Raw genomic sequence first — 17,869 nt, forward strand, 5'->3', positions numbered from 1 at the left:
AGAAGTGTTAACATTAATTCAGCAAGGAGATGTTTATTCTCCCTCGTATATTGGTAAGAAAGACATTTTGATAGCAGGCGAGAAAATTATTGCCATAGAAGAGCAAATTAACATATCTGACCTCAATGTGGATGTTAACGTTATTAATGGTGACGGGAAGTTGGTTGTTCCGGGATTCATTGATAGTCATGTTCATATTATTGGAGGTGGGGGAGAAGGAAGCTACAAAACCCGAACTCCTGAACTGATGCTAAGTCAGGCAACTTCTGCCGGTGTGACAACAATTGTGGGTGTTATTGGTACAGACGGGACGAGCAGAACTATGCCAGATTTAATCGCAAAAGCAAAAGGACTTACAGAAGAGGGGATTACTTGCTACGTCCATTTAGGCTCTTATCAAATTCCGATAAAAACGTTAACGGGGTCCATCCAAAGCGACTTACTGTTGATTGATCAGATCATTGGGATAGGAGAGGTGGCTATTAGTGACCATCGTTCTTCGCAACTTACTGTTGATGAATTAAAAAGAATCGCAGCAGAAGCAAGGGTCGGAGGGTTGTTATCTGGAAAAGCAGGAATTATCAATGTTCACGTGGGTGATGGTAGTGATAAATTGAGATTGTTGAAAGAAATCGTATCCCAGACAGATATCCCTGTTACCCAATTTATCCCAACGCATATAAACCGAAATACTGAACTGTTCCAGGAAGGAATACAATATGCCAAAAACGGTGGCTATGTTGACCTTACTACAAGTACGATTCCATTGTTTTTAGAAGAAGGTGAAACTAAATGCAGCAAGGCCTTGAGGATATTAATGGAGGAAGGAGTGCAACTAGACTTAATTACGTTTACCTCTGACGCTCAAGGGAGTTTGCCTACATTTGATGAGCAAGGAAAATTGGTCGGGTTACAAATTGGCGATATGAAGTCTCTTTTTCATGAAGTTCGTGATGCTGTTTTACAAGAGGGTGTCATGTTAGAACAGGCATTACACGTGATTACAAAAAACGTAGCAAAGGCTCTTAAATTACATAATAAAGGTGAACTGGTTGTAGGAAAAGATGCTGATATTGTTTTATTATCAAATGACTTAACGATTGATACGGTTGTTGCTCGTGGCAAACTGATGGTTGAAAATAGCATTGTGAAAGTGAAAGGAACATTTGAGTAGAAAAAGTGAAACAGTGATTAGAAAAAGCGGAGGGAAGTCTATTTAAATAGGACTTTCCTTTTTTTGATGGACTGAATGGCAACGCTTACATTATAGGCATGTAAGACAATACATCAACGTATAGTTGTATTAAGGGTTATTTCGTTGAGCGATCGCTCACTATTTACGGGGAGGGGAAAGATATGAATTTCGAGTTAACAAAGGAACAAAAGATTATCCAGGATACAGTTCGTGATTTTGCTCGAAAAGAGATTGCCCCCAATGCCGAAAAGTGGGATCAGAACTCTACTTTTCCTAAAGATGCTTTTAAAAAGATGGGGGAACTCGGTTTTCTAGGGCTACCATTTCCAGAGAAGTACGGAGGAGCAGGAGCTGATACGCTTACGTATGCATTAGCAGTGGAAGAAATTGGGCGTGCTTGTGGTGGAACTGGTCTTAGTTATGCTGCTGCAGTTTCGCTTGGAGCAAGTCCTATTTATTATTTTGGGACGGAAGAACAAAAAGAAATCTATTTAAAACCACTAGCAAGAGGTGAGGCGCTTGGTTCCTTTGGGCTTACTGAACCCAATGCAGGATCAGATGCTGGTGGTACGCAAACGACAGCTATCCGTGATGGCGATGAATATGTAATCAATGGTGAGAAATGTTGGATTACGAATGCAAGCTATGCAAAATGTGTCATTGTTACTGCTGTTACAGGCAAAGATTCGAAAGGGAAAAAAGTAATCTCGGCTTTCATTGTTCCAACAGGGACTCCGGGCTTTCATATTCGTAGTAATTACGAAAAAATGGGCGTTCGTGCATCAAATACGTGTGAATTGGTTCTTGAGAATGTCAGAGTACCGAAAGAAAATCTATTAGGTGATCCTTCTAAAGGTTTCAAACAATTCCTCTACACACTTGATGGAGGCAGAATATCAATTGGAGCATTAGCGTTAGGAATTGCACAAGCTGCTTTTGATAAGGCCTTAGCATATTCAAAAGAAAGAAAGCAATTCGGGAAGTCCATTTCTCATTTCCAAGCGATACAGTTTAAGTTAGCCGATATGGCGATGGAAATTGAATTAGCGAGAAATATGGTATTAAAGGCTGCATGGTTAAAAGACAATTTAAAACCATTCTCGAAAGAGGCAGCGTTCGCAAAACTATTTGCATCTGAAACGGCTACAAGGGTTTGCAATCAAGCTCTTCAAATTCATGGTGGATACGGATACATGCGCGAATATGGAGTTGAACGTATGCTACGAGATGCAAAGTTGATGGAAATAGGTGAAGGAACTTCTGAAATTCAGCGTCTTGTCATTGCGAGACATTTGGGTTGTTCGAGATAGGGGGGAGATCATGTTTAGTCGACTCTTAATTGCCAATCGAGGTGAAATCGCTGTACGGATTATTCGAACATGTAAAAGGCTTGGAATAAAAACGGTTGCTGTTTATTCAGAAGCGGATCAAAATTCTCTACACGTGAAATTGGCAGACGAAGCGTACTTCATTGGTCCATCAAGAGTTCAAGAAAGTTATTTAAACATGGATAAGATCATAGAGGTAGCCCAACAAAGTCAAGCTGAGGCGATACACCCTGGTTATGGATTGTTATCAGAAAACGCTGACTTTGCTAGAAAGTGTGAAAGAGCGAAGATTACTTTTATTGGTCCTACTCCTCAAGTAATTGAACTAATGGGGGAAAAGGTAAAGGCTCGTAATGAAATGCAGAGAATTGGATTCCCTGTTATTCCAGGGACAAATCACTCAACTGAGAATGAAGATCTATTAGTAGAAGCAGTCAAACAAATAGGCTATCCGGCTATGTTAAAAGCCTCTCTCGGGGGAGGGGGGATTGGTATGCAAGTAGTAAGAAACGAGGAACAGTTACGAAATGCTTTTGCATCAAATCACAAGAGAGCAAAGCTATTTTTTGGAAATGGCGAAATGTTTGCTGAAAAATGGGTAGAGCGAGCAAGGCACATAGAAGTTCAACTACTAGCCGACCATCATGGAAATGTTGTTCACCTTTGGGAGCGCGATTGTTCTGTACAACGCAGAAATCAGAAAGTGATAGAGGAGTCTCCTTCAACTTTTCTCGATGAAGAGTTGCGAACAAAAATCGGCATGCTTGCTGTTAAGGCGGCCAAAAACCTTGGATATACGAATGCAGGGACGATTGAGTGTTTGGTAGATGATCAGAAAAATATCTACTTTCTTGAGATGAACACGCGTTTACAAGTAGAACATGCCGTGACAGAAGAACTGACAGGTCTTGACTTAGTAGAATGGCAACTGCGTATAGCGAACGGTGAAAAATTACACTTTAAACAACAAGAGATTTCTCGAGATGGTCACGTTATTGAAGTGAGAATTTATGCAGAAGACCCAATAACCTTTTATCCTTCCCCAGGTCAAGTTTCATTATTTGACTTCCCACAAACTACAGGGATAAGGCACGAATGTGCTATTGAAAAGGGAAGTGTTATTACGCCATTTTATGACCCGATGATTGCAAAATTGATAGGTAAGGGTGAAACAAGAAAAGAAGCGATTGAAACACTGATCGATGCTTTAGATGCATATCAGATAAAAGGAATAAAGACCAATATTCCAGTGCTACAAAAGATTTTATCTCATCCAGCCTTTCAAGCTGGAGATGTAACAACAAATTTCATAATGGACTATATAAAAAAGGGGGAGAAGAAATGAGTGAAATTACGACATCAATGGCCGGAAATGTATGGAAGATACTTGTTTCCATTGGGGATATCGTAACAGAGGGACAGGAGGTAGCGATTTTAGAATCAATGAAGATGGAAATTCCGATTGAGTCTGCCGTAAGTGGAACGATTTACTCGATTGAGGTACAAGAGGGGGATTTTGTCGATGAAGGTGAGGTAATTATAGAGGTTCGTGAATAACTAAATACTCACTTAATGTAAGGAAGTGAAAAATTGTCCAGAAAAATTGAGGTGAAAATACGCGAAGTTGGCCCTAGAGACGGCTTGCAAAATGAAAAAGACTTTGTTCATACAGACGCCAAGGTAGAGTGGATTAATCAATTGGTCGAAACGGGCCTTCCCTATATTGAGCTAACATCATTTGTACACCCTAAATGGATTCCGAATTTAGCTGATGCCTATGATGTTGCTAGAGGTGCAAAAAGAAAAGCGAATGTGACGTTTGGGGCTCTTGTTCCAAACGAAAAAGGGTTAGAACGAGCACTAGAAGCTGGAATTGATGAAGTAGCTATTTTTTTATCGGCAAGTGAAACACATAATCAAAAAAATGTGAACAAAACAATTCAGCAGACATTCCAAACTTATCAGCAAGTTATTTCAGATGCAAAGGATGCAAGGAAGAGGGTTCGTGGTTATATTTCAACTGTTTTTGGTTGCCCTTATGAAGGGAAGGTTAGCCTGGAACAAGTGCAATCTATATCTTATCGATTAATGGAATTAGGCGTAGATGAACTCTCGTTAGGAGATACAATCGGTGTTGCCACGCCGAATCAAGTAGAAGAGGTATTGAAGGAGGTCTCTAAACAGATCCCCCTCAATCAAATTGCATTGCATCCACATGATACAAGTGGAACGGCTTTAGTTAATATTTTTGCTGCTTACCGCTTAGGGGTCCGCGCATTTGATGGAGCTGTTGGAGGGCTTGGTGGTTGCCCTTATGCCCCAGGGGCATCTGGAAACGTTGCTACAGAAGATATTATTTACATGTTTGATGGAATGGGAGTACACACAGGCGTTGATTTGGATAAGATTACAACTTGTGCGACTTGGATTCAAGATTATTTAAAGAGGCCATTACCTAGTCATCGTCTACAACTAGCTAGTGCCAAAAAAAGATAAGGAGGCTGTCAAATGAATTCGCTTTTAATTGAACAAAAAGAAACAGGCGTTATTTTGGCAACTCTTAATCAACCAAACAAAGCCAATGCACTTTCTCTTCAATTGTTGCGTGAACTTAATGATTTCTTAACAACGGTAGAGAATTCAGAAGAAGCACGGGTGATTATTTTTACAAGTAAGAATACAAATACTTTTTGTGCGGGTGCAGACTTAAAGGAACGCAAAAAAATGAATGAGCAAGAGGTAAGGTTTGCTGTCCAAAAAATTCGCATGACCATAAATAGAATTGCAGCCCTGAAGCAACCGACAATTGCAGCCATGAATGGAAGTGCATTTGGTGGAGGATTAGAATTGGCTTTAGCTTGTGACTTACGTATTGGTAGTGTGACGGGAGCGTATGGATTCACTGAGACATCTCTTGCGATCATTCCTGGGGCAGGTGGGACTCAACGTTTACAACGATTAATTGGTAAAGGGAAGGCAAAAGAATTAATCTATACAGCTTCGAGAATTTCAGGTGCTGAAGCAAAAGAAATCGGGTTAGTAGAGCATTCCGAAAAACAAGAGAATGTACTGAAGAAGGCTTGTGAATTAGCTGACTTAATAGCTAACAATGGCCCACTCGCTGTTCGACAGGCAAAGAAGGTAGTGGAGCTAGGAGCAGAAGTTGATTTGAAAACGGCACTGACGATTGAGGGGAATGCGTATGAAAAGTTAATTTCTACGGGAGATCGATTAGAAGGATTGCTTGCTTTTCATGAAAAGAGAAAACCTTATTATAAAGGGGAATAGGAGGGGAAATATGTCTTCTAGAAAGAGGCTTGAAGAGGAGATTAACTCGATTCAGCAAGGTGGCCATTCGAAATACCATAAAATGAACCAATCAAAAGGAAAGTTATTTGTTAGAGATCGGCTCAAACTGTTGTTTGATGAAGGGACCATATTAGAAGACGGGTTATTTGCAAATAGAGAAGAAGACGGCTTACCTGCAGATGGGGTAGTGACAGGTGTCGGGACTATCAATGGTCAAACAGTATGTGTGCTTGCTAATGATTCAACGGTTAAAGCAGGTTCATGGGGAGCGAAGACTGTTGAGAAAATGATTCGTATCCAAGAAACAGCTGAAAAACTCCAAGTACCTATGCTTTATTTAGTTGACTCAGCTGGTGCTCGAATAACAGATCAAGTTGAAATGTTTCCCGGGCGAAGAGGTGCAGGTCGAATATTCTATAATCAAGTTAAATTATCTGGAAGAGTGCCACAATTATGTATTTTGTTTGGGCCTTCTGCAGCAGGTGGAGCTTACATTCCGGCTTTTTGTGACGCTGTCATTATGGTTGAAGGGAATGCTTCGATGTACCTTGGCTCGCCTCGAATGGCTGAAATGGTCATCGGAGAAAAAGTAACACTTGAAGAAATGGGTGGAGCGAAAATGCATTGTTCGGTTTCGGGTTGTGGAGATATACTTGCAAATACTGAACAAGAAGCAATTGCACTTGCAAGAGATTATTTGCGATACTTTCCAGCTAATTTTCAAAAAGCACCCACTTTAGAACAAGCAAAAGAAGTAAAACCCTCTGAAAAAACCATTAATGATTTAATACCATCTAATCAAAATGCACCATTTAATATGTATGATTTAATCGATCGGCTAATAGATGAGGATAGTTTTTTTGAATTGAAAAAGTTATTTGCGCCGGAGTTAATAACTGGGCTTGCAAGGATGGATGGAAGATCAATTGGAATCATTGCGAATCAACCAAAAGCAAAGGGTGGCGTTTTATTTCATGATTCAGCTGATAAAGCTGCTAAATTCATTACGCTTTGCGACGCTTTCCATATCCCATTATTATTTTTAGCTGATATTCCTGGATTTATGATTGGAACAAAGGTTGAAAGAGCGGGAATCATTCGTCATGGAGCAAAAATGATTGCTGCGATGTCAGAAGCAACTGTACCAAAGGTGTCTGTTATTATTAGAAAGGCATATGGAGCTGGATTGTACGCAATGGCTGGACCGGCGTTCGAACCAGATTGCTGTTTAGCGCTGCCACAAGCTCAAATTGCTGTAATGGGCCCTGAAGCTGCTGTAAATGCAGTGTATGCGAATAAAATAGCAGAACTTCCAGAGGACGAACGTGATCATTTTATCAAAGAAAAGCGAGAACAATATAAATCTGATATCGATGTGTATCGACTAGCTTCTGAACTTGTTATAGATGGAGTCGTTAATGGTGATGATCTTCGCCAGGAATTAACAAATCGTTTTGAAGCATATTCATCGAAGAAAATCCATTTCAGCGATAGGAAACATCCTGTGTACCCCGTTTAATTAAAAAGTTTAGACGTCCGTTATCTAAATAAGATTATGTAGAACATAAAAGGTGTGTAGCTATTTTAATTGGCTATTGCCTTTTTTTCTTTATAATAAACAGTTTTGATTACGGGGTTTCCAAAAATTATCAACAAATATTGTACATAACAAGAACAAAAAAACCCACACTATAAGTACACAAGGAGGTGAGACACATGGCAAGTAACAACAATAGCAATTCAAATCAATTGCTTGTACCTGGTGTACAACAAGCACTTGACCAAATGAAGTATGAGATTGCTTCAGAATTCGGTGTTAACCTTGGAGCTGACTCTACATCTCGTGCAAACGGATCTGTAGGGGGAGAAATTACAAAACGCCTAGTTCAAATGGCTGAACAACAAATGGGTGGAACACAACAACAATAATATATATGGATTAAAGGGGTGAGTTAACTCACCCCTTATTTTTTAAGGAGAAATCGTTATGGGAATGTGTCCAATTTGTAATGGAATGGATTCATTGAAAATTACTTGTGATACTTGTTCAAAAGAGCAAAACGATTATGGCAGAATTATGGATTATTATGAAAAGTATGATGCTTATTTGCCAATAGATTTAACGAAATTAAGTAATGGCGTTAAGGATGATTTTCAAGAGGAAAAATGTCCACATTATTTAAAATGCGATCATTGTGGAACTTCCTCTGTGTACTTGGTACAGGAGCAATAATAAAATCCCCCCTCGAATCATACGAGTAAGGGGGGATTTTATTGTCTGTTTTAATATTATTTTGCTGGTGGGTCTTCTTGTTCAAGGTCCCCTCGTGATTCTTCAATAATTCCAGATTGACGGCCATGGGTAGTGCCGCCACCAAGACCTTCATTAATCATCCGATCAACATCGACGTATTTTTTGTCGCGACCTTCAAATTTTGATTCTTTATGATTTTTCATCTTACCACCCCTTTATTATTAGGGTGGCAAAGAGCATTACTTTTATTCGCTTAGTGCTGCTCGTAAATGTGATAGAGCATTAAATCATGTATTTGAGGTTCTAATTTTAACTTGGTCTCATCTGCTAATGTTGAGCTTTGCCAATCAATCTGGCCGTCTTTATGATAAATACCAGTTACATATTGACCTTCATAAAAAAATGAAAAAGACCACTCTCGACGTAAGAGATTATTGCGAAGTTCCTTCCATTGAAAATGAGATAACATGTTATCCTCCTTGTGGTAAGCGCTTTCTATTACTATACCACATACGTAAATAGAAGTTATGCTTCTTTTTCAGTTATATCATCCGTATGCCAATGTCCCCCACCAAACCAAAGGTATAATTGGTTATCCTCCTTTTTAAGATAGGCAAAACAGACAAGCCCTGCTTGAAGTGCAAATTTGATTCGTTGTTTGTCATCATAACGAATTTTTGTATAACAAACACCAAGTTCATCTAGAATTGAATTATATAAGTTCCTTTGAATTTGTGTTTGTTTGTACTTTGGTGCAATAATAAAAGCTGAGTTTGTTGTCCCATAATCAGAAACAGCACCGACAGCAATAATTTTCCCCTCCCATAGAGCTATTTGAATACATGTGCCTGGTTGGTGGAAATGATGCTTTTTTAGTTTAAATAACCAAGAGTAACAAGAAGTCGTACCAGTTTTATCATGACGCTTAACAAAATTTAATGTTGGTCTGCGATACTGTTCCCATTGATGACTTTTTAATGATATGATTTTCATTTGTAAGGACCTCCTTTGAATGTGGGGGAACCTCAATCTTTTAAAAAGGTATTATGAACTAGCACGGTATAACGACGTATCGTATACTATGTGATAGATGCCTATTTGGTGAATGAAAAAGGGGTGTTAACAATTTGCAAACATTGTTTCTAATTAGTTTTATGGTCGTCGTCGGCGCAGTAATAGGTGGCTTGACGAATTCACTTGCTATAAAAATGTTATTTAGGCCATATAAAGAGATGAGAATTGGTTCTTGGCGTGTTCCTTTTACACCAGGATTAATTCCAAAACGACATGATGAGTTAGCTAAACAACTCGGTAAGTTGGTAGTTGATTATTTATTAACAGCAGAAGGCCTTGGAAAAAAGTTAAAAAGTACAACTTTTTCGAAAGGACTGACTGAATGGCTTCAGATAGAAGCAAGAAAATTAATAAAAAGCGAGCAAAGTGTGTCTAGCTTAGTAGAGCAGCACTTTGATGTCGACGATCCAAAACAAATGTTGCGAACGAAAGTACAAGCAGTTGTTAAGAATGGATATTCTAATTTTTTTGAATCCAATCGTGATAAAACTCTTGATCAACTGTTTCCTAGTTCAATACAAGATAATATAGAATCAAACCTTCCTGCTCTGGCAGATTATATTTTAGACCGTGGACAAGCATTTTTGGAAAGTCCAAAAGGAAAAGAAAAGGTAAGTGAGATGATTGATCGTTTTCTTGTGCAAAAAGGAACGCTTGGAAACATGATTTCTATGTTTTTAGGTAATGATCGATTAGTTGACAAAGTACAACCTGAATTAATTAAATTTATGAATGACGATGGAACGAATAAACTTTTAAATCAATTGTTACAGCAAGAATGGATGAAACTTAAACAGAAAAAGGTAGAAGAAGTAGAAAGCTACATAAATGACGAAGAAGTTGTAGTTTTTATAACCAATACTCTAGAAAGGCAATTACCACTATTTAAAATGCTTGAACAACCGATATCTAAGTGGAGTGGGCCTTATGAAGAGTTCATAGAAACGGAACTTATTCCAAAAGCTGTAGCGACGATCTTAGATTTGATAAGTTGCCATTTAGAAACGTTACTTGAACGTCTTCATCTTGATGAGATTGTTCGCGAGCAAGTTCAAACATTCTCAGTAGAACGTTTGGAAGAACTCGTATTGTCAATTTCCAAGAGGGAATTTAAGATGATTACGTATCTAGGTGCTGTGCTTGGTGGGATGATTGGGTTTATCCAAGGTTTAATTGTAACTATTATTGGGTAACCCTTTACCATTGACTATAAATTTTTGTTTTCAGAATTTGAGTGAACGGGTGCAATGCTTGAACGAACATGTTATAGTCGGAAGGACTAAATTTTTAGGAGGACGTACATAATGTCAAATGTTTATGACAAAGCACATGAATTAAAGAGTACACTAGCAGAAAGTGAAGAGTTTACAACGTTAAAGTCTTTACACGCACAAATTGATGCAGATGAAGTAGCAAAGAGAATGCTTGATAATTTCCGTAAGCTTCAGCTAGAACTTCAACAGAAGCAAATGCAAGGGATTCAAATTTCTGAAGAAGAAGCGCAACAAGCACAGCAACAATTTGAATTAGTTCAACAACATGAACTAATTTCTAAGTTAATGGAAGCTGAACAACGCCTAAGTGTAATTATTGGTGATGTGAACAAAATTATCACAGAGCCACTTGAAGAAATCTATGGTAATCCTGAACAATAATAGTATGGAAATAAAGGGGGACTCTTAATGAGTCTTCCTTTTTTGAAATAGTTACCTATATAATATGCACTACATTTTAATTCATTCATTTAACGTGTTGAGGTGCTGTCTCTAAAGTCGGTTCGAGGCTGTTTCAAAAGGTCAAAATAACACCTTTTGGCACAGCCTCTCTTTTTTTATTATTTAGACACTTTTTTCTTTATTATGATTGCGACATGAATAACTATACCAACAAGAACCCCCATAGAAATGGAAGCTAAGATGGTCATCAGGATAGTGTGCATGTCTTGCTGATACAATTGTGAACCAGAAAGCACCAAGAAAAAAACAATAGGATATAGATAATATGAGGCAACGTTTTTCATAAGTACTCCTTCAAATGTTTTACTAGAGATTAATTTGATTCTCATTTAATTTATCATAACACGGAAAATGCTCATTCTTAATTGATATTCCTAACAACTTAAAGTATAAAAAACAATTGTCCTTACGTCTAGGTTCTAATAACTGAGTAGTGTTCATAGTCTAACTAATAAAGAGCAAGCCTATTTATTTCTTAGGGAGCTCAGCACATTGGGACAACAGGAAGAAGGGGGACTGACGACTATGACATACAAATTACTAGCCCTAAACATCGACGGAACATTATTAAAACCTAATGCTCGAATTAGTAGACAAACGAAGGATGCGATTGAGTATGCGAAGGAAAAAGGAGTGTATGTAACACTAGTGACTTCTAGACCGTATCAATCGGCTAAAAAAATTGCCAAAGCTCTAAAAGTAGATGGTTGTTTAATTACAAGTGATGGGGCTTTTATTGCTTCGGAGGTAGATGAACCTATCTTTGTTAGAAGATTGAAAGAAGAGAAAGCCTTACAGATTGTCGACATTCTCGAGCGATACGATTGTCATATTCGCGTTTTGCATGAGGATTACTCAATTGGGAATAAGGTCAGACAACGAAATCACTTAATTGCCAAAATGACTATTGGTGTAGGAGATCCGTTACTTTATCCAATTACATTTGTTGATTCAGTCTGTGAACAACTGATGAAAGAACCAATCGCTCCACAAAAGATTCAAGTACAATTCTTTGAAAAAGAAGACCAAAAACGTGCAATTAGACAAATAGAAGAAGTTGTCGATGGAGTCAATTTGTTTGAATCTGCGTCCGGTAGGTTTGAGATTGTTAGTGAGGGTGTCTCAAAAGCAAAAGGATTACAAGTGTTAGGCCAATACTTAGGTATTAGTTTTGACGAGATGGTAGCGGTTGGATCACAAAATACTGATGTTGAGATGGTTAGTCAAGCTGGACTTGGTGTTGCGATGGGGAATGCGACGGAATCAGTTAAAGAAGTGGCTGATTGGTTGACGAGATCGAACGATCAGAATGGTGTATCGTATATGATACGTGAAGTTTTTCGTAAGCAGTTAAGAGTGGAATTATAATTAAATAATAGGGTTAAGAGCATCAGCCGAAACATAGGCTGGTGCATTTTATATTGGGACAAGTAAGAAAACGGTAAGACTATAAGCAAGGAGTGGCTTAATTTTGTTTGTACTAACTTGTGTGGTAGAATGATCTCATCAAATATGGAGGAGGTGGATTGGGATGATTGAAATTATCACTGATATGACGATGTTATGGATTACGGTTGTTATGACTGTGTTAATTGTGGCTGCTTTTACGAAAGCAAACATTTCTTTATTTGAATGGGAACTTCGTACTAATTGGAAGAATAGCCATATTCAGATGAATGATGAAGACCAGCTTAATCCACTTTTGGTACATTACTCTAATAAACAATACCGTCCTAAAATTCCTTCCATTAGTGATCATAAAAATCAAGATGATGAAGATTCTAAACTTGTTGTTTTTTATTAAGATTATTAGAACAACAAGGAGGAATTTTCGTGAAAAAAATTGTTTTGTTTTTACTTTTTTGTGGCATTTTAGTAAGTCTTACTGCTTGTGGTAGTGTGGAACAAACACCTATAACTTCAGACACTGAAGGGATTTGGAATCACTTTTTCGTCTATCCAATGTCTTGGTTAATTATCTATGTGGCCGAACTCTTTAATGGAAGTTATGGTCTTGCTATTGTGCTTGTCACGATTATAGTTCGATTATGTCTATTACCACTGGTGTTGAAGCAACAAAAAAGTACAAGAGCATTACAAGTGTTGCGTCCAGAGATGGAAAAATTGCAAAAAAAATATAAAAGTATTTCGAAATCTGATCCAAAAAAGCAACAAGAGATGCAAAGAGAATTTCTAGCTCTGTACCAGCAAAATGGTGTGAATCCAATGGCAGGCTGTCTACCTTTGTTTATACAACTGCCTGTTATGATGGCTTTTTATTTCGCTATTATGAGAACGGAGCAAATCGCGTTTCATACGTTTTTATGGTTTGATCTAGGGAATCCAGATCCATTGTTTGTGTTGCCTCTTATTGCAGGAATGACAACCTTTTTACAAGTGAAAATGACATCACCACAAATAAATGACCAAATGAAAATCATTATGTACATTATGCCAGTTATGATCATTGTAGCAGGCATGACGTTACCTTCAGCGCTTTCATTGTATTGGGTAGTCGGGAATGTGTTTATGATCCTTCAAACATATTTTACAATAACGCGTCTTGAACAAAAGCAATCTTTAGGATAGGCTGTTTGGTAAAGATTGGTGCTATTAGACAATTTCTACTCGTAGTGAAATGAAGCGGAAGTCACTCGACTCCTGTGGGATTTAGAGGTAGGGGCGAGACCCCACAGGTGCAGCCGAGGAGGCTAGGCACCTCCTAGCGGGTGCGAGTGACTGGAGCGAAATGGAACGAACATGTGAATACACGCAAGCCCAAAAACAACAAAGTATGTGAAATTAGCCTTAGAATAAGTAAAAGTCAATAGCATAGAAAAGCATGGTGCCTATAAACTGCACTATGCTTTTTATGTTTTTTATGTCATCAGTAAGAGAACGTCATGAATAGCAGTTGGCATTCACCCATCTAATTTTTCTGAATAGGCTGTTACGGAAAAAGGAGGATGATAGAAATGAACTACAGCATGAAAAGCCAATGTCAAGAATACTTACACCATCCAGTCCAATTAAAGCTGGATAATGCACAGACTCTTACTGGAATTATAGATCATGTAGATGATCACCATGTACACGTAATCGTTCCATTTGATGAAATGGGCAATTATATGGACTTAGCGCAACTGATGCAAGGTATGGATGCTCACTCAATGTATCAGTATGGTCAAGGATATGATCACGCGTATTTACAATATCCACAAGAGCCAATGGCACGAGCTGGAGGAAGTGAAAGGTTCTATAATCCATTCTTTTATCCACCTTTCCCACCGTACCCTTATTATCCACCAATTCCTTATGGCCCATATCCTCGACCAATTGGATGGGGTCGATTGATTTTACCACTAGCTGCTTTAACAGCGATCGCAGCGATTGCGTGATTGGAAGCTTGTATTGAAAGTAAAACTAATATTGAAGAGCACACTATGTGAATGCGGCTTATTTGTGTATTCATATAGTGTGTTGTTTTATTTTCTTGCTGGGGAATTTCTTATATCGACAGTTTACCCGGGAAATATCGAAATAAGAAAAACCTCCTCGAATGTTCGAGAAAAGGAATAAAAAGTAAATTACTTCCGTTCTGTAATTACTAATTCAAAGGTACTAGACAAGAAAATTATGAAAAAAGTTGTAAATGTCTATAGTTATCACTTAGTTGTTACACGAAACTCGTTTCATTAATAAAAATAAGATACAATATAAAATAAACGACTGATTGAAATAGTTAAGGAGGAACGAGGATGACTGATTATCTCGTCTATCTAGTGGAAGATGAAGAAAATTTATCTGAGGTTTTGAAAGCTTATCTAGAGAAAGAAGGCTGGAAAGTTAAAGTCTTTCATGATGGGGATGTAGCTCGTGAAGCGATAATGGAAAAGCCTCACTTATGGATTCTAGATATTATGTTACCTGGAACGGATGGATACCAATTATTAAAAGGTATTAAAGAAAAGACAGATATACCTGTTATTTTCATTTCGGCTAGAGACCAAGATTTAGATCGTGTGTTAGGTCTGGAGATGGGAAGTGATGATTATTTGGCAAAGCCTTTCCTCCCACAAGAGTTGATTATACGAGCTAAAAAATTGTTAAATCGTGTATATGGAGTACCAACACAAGAACAAAAGAAAATTGATTTAAACCAATATACAATTGATCCAATTGGCAGGACGGTTGTCGATGAGGAGGCAGATGGTGATCAATTAGTCGATTTAACGACGAAAGAAATGGATCTTATCTTACTCTTATCAGGAGAAGTTGGTAAAGCTTTTTCAAGAGAGAAGATTATTGAACATGTATGGGGTGAAAATTACTTCGGTTCTGAACGTGCTGTAGACGATGTAGTGAGAAGGGTAAGAAAGAAAATGCCTCGTATTCATCTTGAAACATTATATGGATATGGGTATAGGATTCTGTCTTCATGATTAAAGTTAACTTAACGCAGCGAATTTGGCTTGCGTTCATTTCTATTATTGTTGTAGTTGGTTTGTCAATCATTATCATTTATCCTATCTCCATTAAAGAGACGATGACCGAAGAAACATACCGTATTATTGAGCATGAACAAATTAGAAGTGCTTATCCTTTACTTGATTTAATCAACCCGAGAAATGAACATGAATTTACGGATCGCGATCCGGGCCGAGTAGGTCACTTTTTGATTTACGATACACTTGGACGGGCTACTGAAGGTGCACCACCTCCAAAGGAAGTATTGCAGGAGATGGCTCAGAATGCATATAGACAAGAAGCAAATCGTGGTCGATATGAAATTCAATACGGTGGTGCGACTGTTTTTTATGTTATTACAAAAGCTCAAATCGATGATAACCCAGCATTTCATATTTCATATATGTGGGATACTTATCGTGATCAAATGGTAAATAGGTTGTGGGAACGACTTCTTTATATCCTTTTATTAACAAGTGGATTAAGCTTGTTACCTGCTATATGGCTAAAACGCTATTTGCGTCAGCCACTAATTATTCTCGGAAATCATTTGGAACAAATAGCAAACCGTGATTGGCAGGAACCTTTAAAATGGAAAGGTGATGAAGATTTCCAGCGCTTATCAGATCAATTTGAGAGAATGCGCCAAAATTTAAATCTTTATGATCGTGCTCAAAAGACTTTTATTCAACACGCTTCTCATGAACTGAAAACACCTATTATGGTGATAAAAAGTTATGCCCACTCAGTTAAGGATGGCATTTTGCCTAAAGATAATATGGAACAAACAATGGATGTTATCATTGAAGAGGCAAATAGAATGGAACGCCGAGTAATTGATATGCTGTATTATACAAAGTTGGATTCTTTAAAAGAAGAAACGCCAAAGCATGAAGAGATTGTATTTGGACAAATTGCGTTTCAAATTGAAGAACGATTTAGGGTTCAAAGAGAAGATGTTAAAATACTGGTTGAGGGTGCAGATACTCGTTTATTAGGAGATATTGAGCAGTTAGAAGTGTTATTGGAGAACTTAGTTGAAAATGCCCTGCGCTATGCGAAGGATACCATATGGATGAAAGCAACGCTAATGGGCAAAAACGTTGTCATTACTGTTGAGAATAATGGTGATTCGATACCAACTAACGACCTACCTCAAATTTTCAATCCTTTTTACAAGGGGAATAAAGGGAAATTTGGATTGGGACTTGCTATTGTTAAAAGGATAACGGAGTTACACGGTGGTTTTCAAAAAGTAGAAAATACGGAAACAGGTGTGAAATTTTCTATTTATTTACCTAAGGTTGCAAATAACAGAATGAAAAGCAAAAAGTAAGTGTAGTTATTTGAGGCTACTGAAAAGGGAAACGATCCTTTTTTAGTTGCCTCTTATTTTTATTTATACCTGAGTTGTATGTTCCTAACCTATTCTTATTTGAATCTTACATCTATATGCTATAATTTAAGAAATCGATATAGTTGAGGTGAAATAAATGAGTAAGGGGATCCGGTTTCAACAAGTTGGAGATCGAGTAGAAACGTATTACTTAATTAAGTCTGCAGTAAAAGGAATAGCAAGTAACGGGAAACCCTTTTTAACGTTAATCCTAAGTGATCATACAGGCGATATAGAGGCAAAGTTATGGGGGTGCTCTCCTGACGATGAAGTTACTTTCACAAGTCAAGTAATTGTCCATCTGCAAGGAGAGATCTCTGAATATCGTGGAAGATTGCAAATGAAGATTAGCAGTATTCGCCCTACAACAGCTATGGATCAAGTGAAGATAGCTGATTTTGTACGTTCGGCACCTATTGCACCAGACGATATGCTTGAAGAAATCACGCAATATATATTTGAAATGAAAAATGCTAGCATTCAACGAATTACACGACATTTATTGAAGAAGCATCAGCAGGCATTCTTAGAATCACCTGCGGCTACTAAAAATCATCATGAGTTTGTTTCAGGCCTTGCTTACCACGTTGTGTCTATGTTGAAAGTGGCAAAGAGTTTAGCTGAATTGTACCCTACTCTTGATACTGATTTGTTATACTCCGGTATTATTTTACACGACCTAGGTAAAGTTAGAGAATTATCGGGGCCAATTGATACTTCCTACACATTAGAAGGTAAGTTAATAGGGCATATTTCTATTATGGTTAGTGAAATTGCTGAGGCTGCCAAGGAACTTGATATTGAGGGCGAAGAGGTTTTAATCCTTCAGCATCTGATTTTGAGCCATCATGGTAAAGGAGAGTGGGGAAGCCCCAAAGTTCCGGTCGTTCGTGAAGCCGAAGTGTTACATTTAATTGATAATATAGATGCAAAGATGAACATGATGGATAGAGCACTTGAACGAGTACAACCGGGGCAGTTCTCTGAGAGGGTAATGGCGATGGATAATCGAAGCTTCTATAAACCGGGTTTCCATGAACCACCGTTAGATTATTAGTTCTAACCTCATATGCTTGTACATAGTATTAACTAAACGATACAAAGCATGGA

At 37.9% G+C, this 17,869-nt stretch carries 21 protein-coding genes; 18 read left to right on the forward strand and 3 right to left on the reverse strand.

Going from position 1 to position 17,869, the window contains the following annotated elements; genetic code table 11:
* Positions 1-4: 4 nt before the first annotated feature.
* The 9 genes from iadA to AC1FXZ_RS11855 all read left to right on the forward strand — a co-directional run bounded on the left by iadA (position 5) and on the right by AC1FXZ_RS11855 (position 8,065).
* Positions 5-1,174 (forward strand): beta-aspartyl-peptidase, encoded by a 1,170-nt coding sequence (gene iadA / locus AC1FXZ_RS11815; RefSeq protein ID WP_480053825.1) that lies wholly within the window; start codon positions 5-7, stop codon positions 1,172-1,174.
* A gap of 182 nt (positions 1,175-1,356) precedes the next feature.
* A complete protein-coding gene (locus AC1FXZ_RS11820) occupies positions 1,357-2,505 on the forward strand; it encodes an acyl-CoA dehydrogenase (protein WP_480053827.1) in 1,149 nt (382 codons plus the stop codon).
* Positions 2,506-2,515: 10 nt separating this feature from the next.
* Entirely contained in the window at positions 2,516-3,868 is a 1,353-nt protein-coding gene (locus tag AC1FXZ_RS11825; protein ID WP_480053829.1) for an acetyl-CoA carboxylase biotin carboxylase subunit, read from the forward strand.
* Entirely contained in the window at positions 3,865-4,080 is a 216-nt protein-coding gene (locus tag AC1FXZ_RS11830) for an acetyl-CoA carboxylase biotin carboxyl carrier protein subunit (RefSeq protein WP_480053831.1), read from the forward strand. Before AC1FXZ_RS11825 ends, AC1FXZ_RS11830 begins: the two co-directional genes overlap by 4 nt.
* A 33-nt stretch (positions 4,081-4,113) precedes the next feature.
* Positions 4,114-5,019 carry a hydroxymethylglutaryl-CoA lyase gene (locus AC1FXZ_RS11835; protein WP_480053833.1) on the forward strand — a complete coding sequence of 302 codons (906 nt, stop codon included), beginning with the start codon at positions 4,114-4,116 and terminating at the stop codon, positions 5,017-5,019.
* A gap of 12 nt (positions 5,020-5,031) precedes the next feature.
* Positions 5,032-5,811: an enoyl-CoA hydratase-related protein gene (locus AC1FXZ_RS11840; RefSeq protein WP_480053835.1), complete on the forward strand. Its 780-nt coding sequence runs from the start codon at positions 5,032-5,034 to the stop codon at positions 5,809-5,811.
* A 10-nt stretch (positions 5,812-5,821) separates the two neighbouring features.
* Positions 5,822-7,351, forward strand: coding sequence for an acyl-CoA carboxylase subunit beta (locus tag AC1FXZ_RS11845; RefSeq protein ID WP_480053837.1), 1,530 nt, complete (start codon positions 5,822-5,824; stop codon positions 7,349-7,351).
* A 197-nt stretch (positions 7,352-7,548) separates the two neighbouring features.
* Positions 7,549-7,761 carry an alpha/beta-type small acid-soluble spore protein gene (locus AC1FXZ_RS11850; RefSeq protein WP_480053839.1) on the forward strand — a complete coding sequence of 71 codons (213 nt, stop codon included), beginning with the start codon at positions 7,549-7,551 and terminating at the stop codon, positions 7,759-7,761.
* A 58-nt stretch (positions 7,762-7,819) separates the two neighbouring features.
* A complete protein-coding gene (locus AC1FXZ_RS11855) occupies positions 7,820-8,065 on the forward strand; it encodes a hypothetical protein (RefSeq protein WP_480053841.1) in 246 nt (81 codons plus the stop codon).
* A gap of 56 nt (positions 8,066-8,121) precedes the next feature.
* On the opposite strand, the gene AC1FXZ_RS11860 is transcribed toward AC1FXZ_RS11855, so the two are convergent.
* The 3 genes from AC1FXZ_RS11860 to AC1FXZ_RS11870 are packed head-to-tail and all read right to left on the reverse strand — an operon-like array spanning position 8,122 to position 9,079.
* Entirely contained in the window at positions 8,122-8,289 is a 168-nt protein-coding gene (locus AC1FXZ_RS11860) for a hypothetical protein (protein ID WP_480053843.1), read from the reverse strand.
* A 50-nt stretch (positions 8,290-8,339) separates the two neighbouring features.
* Entirely contained in the window at positions 8,340-8,555 is a 216-nt protein-coding gene (locus tag AC1FXZ_RS11865) for a YheE family protein (RefSeq protein ID WP_480053845.1), read from the reverse strand.
* Positions 8,556-8,611: 56 nt separating this feature from the next.
* The gene (locus AC1FXZ_RS11870; protein WP_480053847.1) at positions 8,612-9,079 is read right to left on the reverse strand and encodes a hypothetical protein; all 468 of its coding nucleotides are present in this window, start codon (positions 9,077-9,079) and stop codon (positions 8,612-8,614) included.
* A 134-nt stretch (positions 9,080-9,213) separates the two neighbouring features.
* On the opposite strand from AC1FXZ_RS11870, the gene AC1FXZ_RS11875 reads away from it, so the two are divergent.
* The 9 genes from AC1FXZ_RS11875 (at position 9,214) to yhaM (ending at position 17,816) form a co-directional block, all read left to right on the forward strand.
* Entirely contained in the window at positions 9,214-10,353 is a 1,140-nt protein-coding gene (locus AC1FXZ_RS11875) for a DUF445 domain-containing protein (protein WP_480053849.1), read from the forward strand.
* A gap of 111 nt (positions 10,354-10,464) precedes the next feature.
* Complete coding sequence (locus AC1FXZ_RS11880) at positions 10,465-10,815, forward strand: YlbF/YmcA family competence regulator (protein WP_480053851.1); 351 nt, start codon at positions 10,465-10,467, stop codon at positions 10,813-10,815.
* A gap of 606 nt (positions 10,816-11,421) precedes the next feature.
* Positions 11,422-12,264: a Cof-type HAD-IIB family hydrolase gene (locus tag AC1FXZ_RS11885; protein ID WP_480053853.1), complete on the forward strand. Its 843-nt coding sequence runs from the start codon at positions 11,422-11,424 to the stop codon at positions 12,262-12,264.
* Between the two features lie 163 nt (positions 12,265-12,427).
* Positions 12,428-12,700 carry a hypothetical protein gene (locus AC1FXZ_RS11890; protein WP_480053855.1) on the forward strand — a complete coding sequence of 91 codons (273 nt, stop codon included), beginning with the start codon at positions 12,428-12,430 and terminating at the stop codon, positions 12,698-12,700.
* Positions 12,701-12,729: 29 nt separating this feature from the next.
* Positions 12,730-13,485: a membrane protein insertase YidC gene (gene yidC, locus AC1FXZ_RS11895; protein WP_480053857.1), complete on the forward strand. Its 756-nt coding sequence runs from the start codon at positions 12,730-12,732 to the stop codon at positions 13,483-13,485.
* A gap of 386 nt (positions 13,486-13,871) precedes the next feature.
* Positions 13,872-14,294 (forward strand): hypothetical protein, encoded by a 423-nt coding sequence (locus tag AC1FXZ_RS11900; protein WP_480053859.1) that lies wholly within the window; start codon positions 13,872-13,874, stop codon positions 14,292-14,294.
* A 360-nt stretch (positions 14,295-14,654) separates the two neighbouring features.
* Positions 14,655-15,338 carry a response regulator transcription factor gene (locus tag AC1FXZ_RS11905; protein WP_480053861.1) on the forward strand — a complete coding sequence of 228 codons (684 nt, stop codon included), beginning with the start codon at positions 14,655-14,657 and terminating at the stop codon, positions 15,336-15,338.
* Complete coding sequence (locus AC1FXZ_RS11910; RefSeq protein WP_480053863.1) at positions 15,335-16,699, forward strand: sensor histidine kinase; 1,365 nt, start codon at positions 15,335-15,337, stop codon at positions 16,697-16,699. The genes AC1FXZ_RS11905 and AC1FXZ_RS11910 overlap by 4 nt, the downstream gene beginning before the upstream one ends.
* Before the next feature lie 157 nt (positions 16,700-16,856).
* Entirely contained in the window at positions 16,857-17,816 is a 960-nt protein-coding gene (gene yhaM, locus AC1FXZ_RS11915; RefSeq protein WP_480053865.1) for a 3'-5' exoribonuclease YhaM, read from the forward strand.
* The last annotated feature ends 53 nt before the right edge of the window (positions 17,817-17,869 follow it).

It is taken from the genome of Halalkalibacter sp. HAAS-P014 (assembly GCF_056619965.1).

Excerpts from the sequence above, each read along its gene's own strand:
- AC1FXZ_RS11820 (WP_480053827.1), top strand. The coding sequence starts at position 1,357 with ATGAATTTCGAGTTAACAAAGGAACAAAAGATTATCCAGGATACAGTT.
- AC1FXZ_RS11825 (WP_480053829.1), top strand. The coding sequence starts at position 2,516 with ATGTTTAGTCGACTCTTAATTGCCAATCGAGGTGAAATCGCTGTACGG.
- AC1FXZ_RS11830 (WP_480053831.1), top strand. The coding sequence starts at position 3,865 with ATGAGTGAAATTACGACATCAATGGCCGGAAATGTATGGAAGATACTT.
- AC1FXZ_RS11840 (WP_480053835.1), top strand. The coding sequence starts at position 5,032 with ATGAATTCGCTTTTAATTGAACAAAAAGAAACAGGCGTTATTTTGGCA.
- AC1FXZ_RS11845 (WP_480053837.1), top strand. The coding sequence starts at position 5,822 with ATGTCTTCTAGAAAGAGGCTTGAAGAGGAGATTAACTCGATTCAGCAA.
- AC1FXZ_RS11850 (WP_480053839.1), top strand. The coding sequence starts at position 7,549 with ATGGCAAGTAACAACAATAGCAATTCAAATCAATTGCTTGTACCTGGT.
- AC1FXZ_RS11855 (WP_480053841.1), top strand. The coding sequence starts at position 7,820 with ATGGGAATGTGTCCAATTTGTAATGGAATGGATTCATTGAAAATTACT.
- AC1FXZ_RS11860 (WP_480053843.1), bottom strand. The coding sequence starts at position 8,289 with ATGAAAAATCATAAAGAATCAAAATTTGAAGGTCGCGACAAAAAATAC.
- AC1FXZ_RS11865 (WP_480053845.1), bottom strand. The coding sequence starts at position 8,555 with ATGTTATCTCATTTTCAATGGAAGGAACTTCGCAATAATCTCTTACGT.
- AC1FXZ_RS11870 (WP_480053847.1), bottom strand. The coding sequence starts at position 9,079 with ATGAAAATCATATCATTAAAAAGTCATCAATGGGAACAGTATCGCAGA.
- AC1FXZ_RS11880 (WP_480053851.1), top strand. The coding sequence starts at position 10,465 with ATGTCAAATGTTTATGACAAAGCACATGAATTAAAGAGTACACTAGCA.
- AC1FXZ_RS11885 (WP_480053853.1), top strand. The coding sequence starts at position 11,422 with ATGACATACAAATTACTAGCCCTAAACATCGACGGAACATTATTAAAA.
- AC1FXZ_RS11890 (WP_480053855.1), top strand. The coding sequence starts at position 12,428 with ATGATTGAAATTATCACTGATATGACGATGTTATGGATTACGGTTGTT.
- AC1FXZ_RS11900 (WP_480053859.1), top strand. The coding sequence starts at position 13,872 with ATGAACTACAGCATGAAAAGCCAATGTCAAGAATACTTACACCATCCA.
- AC1FXZ_RS11905 (WP_480053861.1), top strand. The coding sequence starts at position 14,655 with ATGACTGATTATCTCGTCTATCTAGTGGAAGATGAAGAAAATTTATCT.
- AC1FXZ_RS11910 (WP_480053863.1), top strand. The coding sequence starts at position 15,335 with ATGATTAAAGTTAACTTAACGCAGCGAATTTGGCTTGCGTTCATTTCT.
- yhaM (WP_480053865.1), top strand. The coding sequence starts at position 16,857 with ATGAGTAAGGGGATCCGGTTTCAACAAGTTGGAGATCGAGTAGAAACG.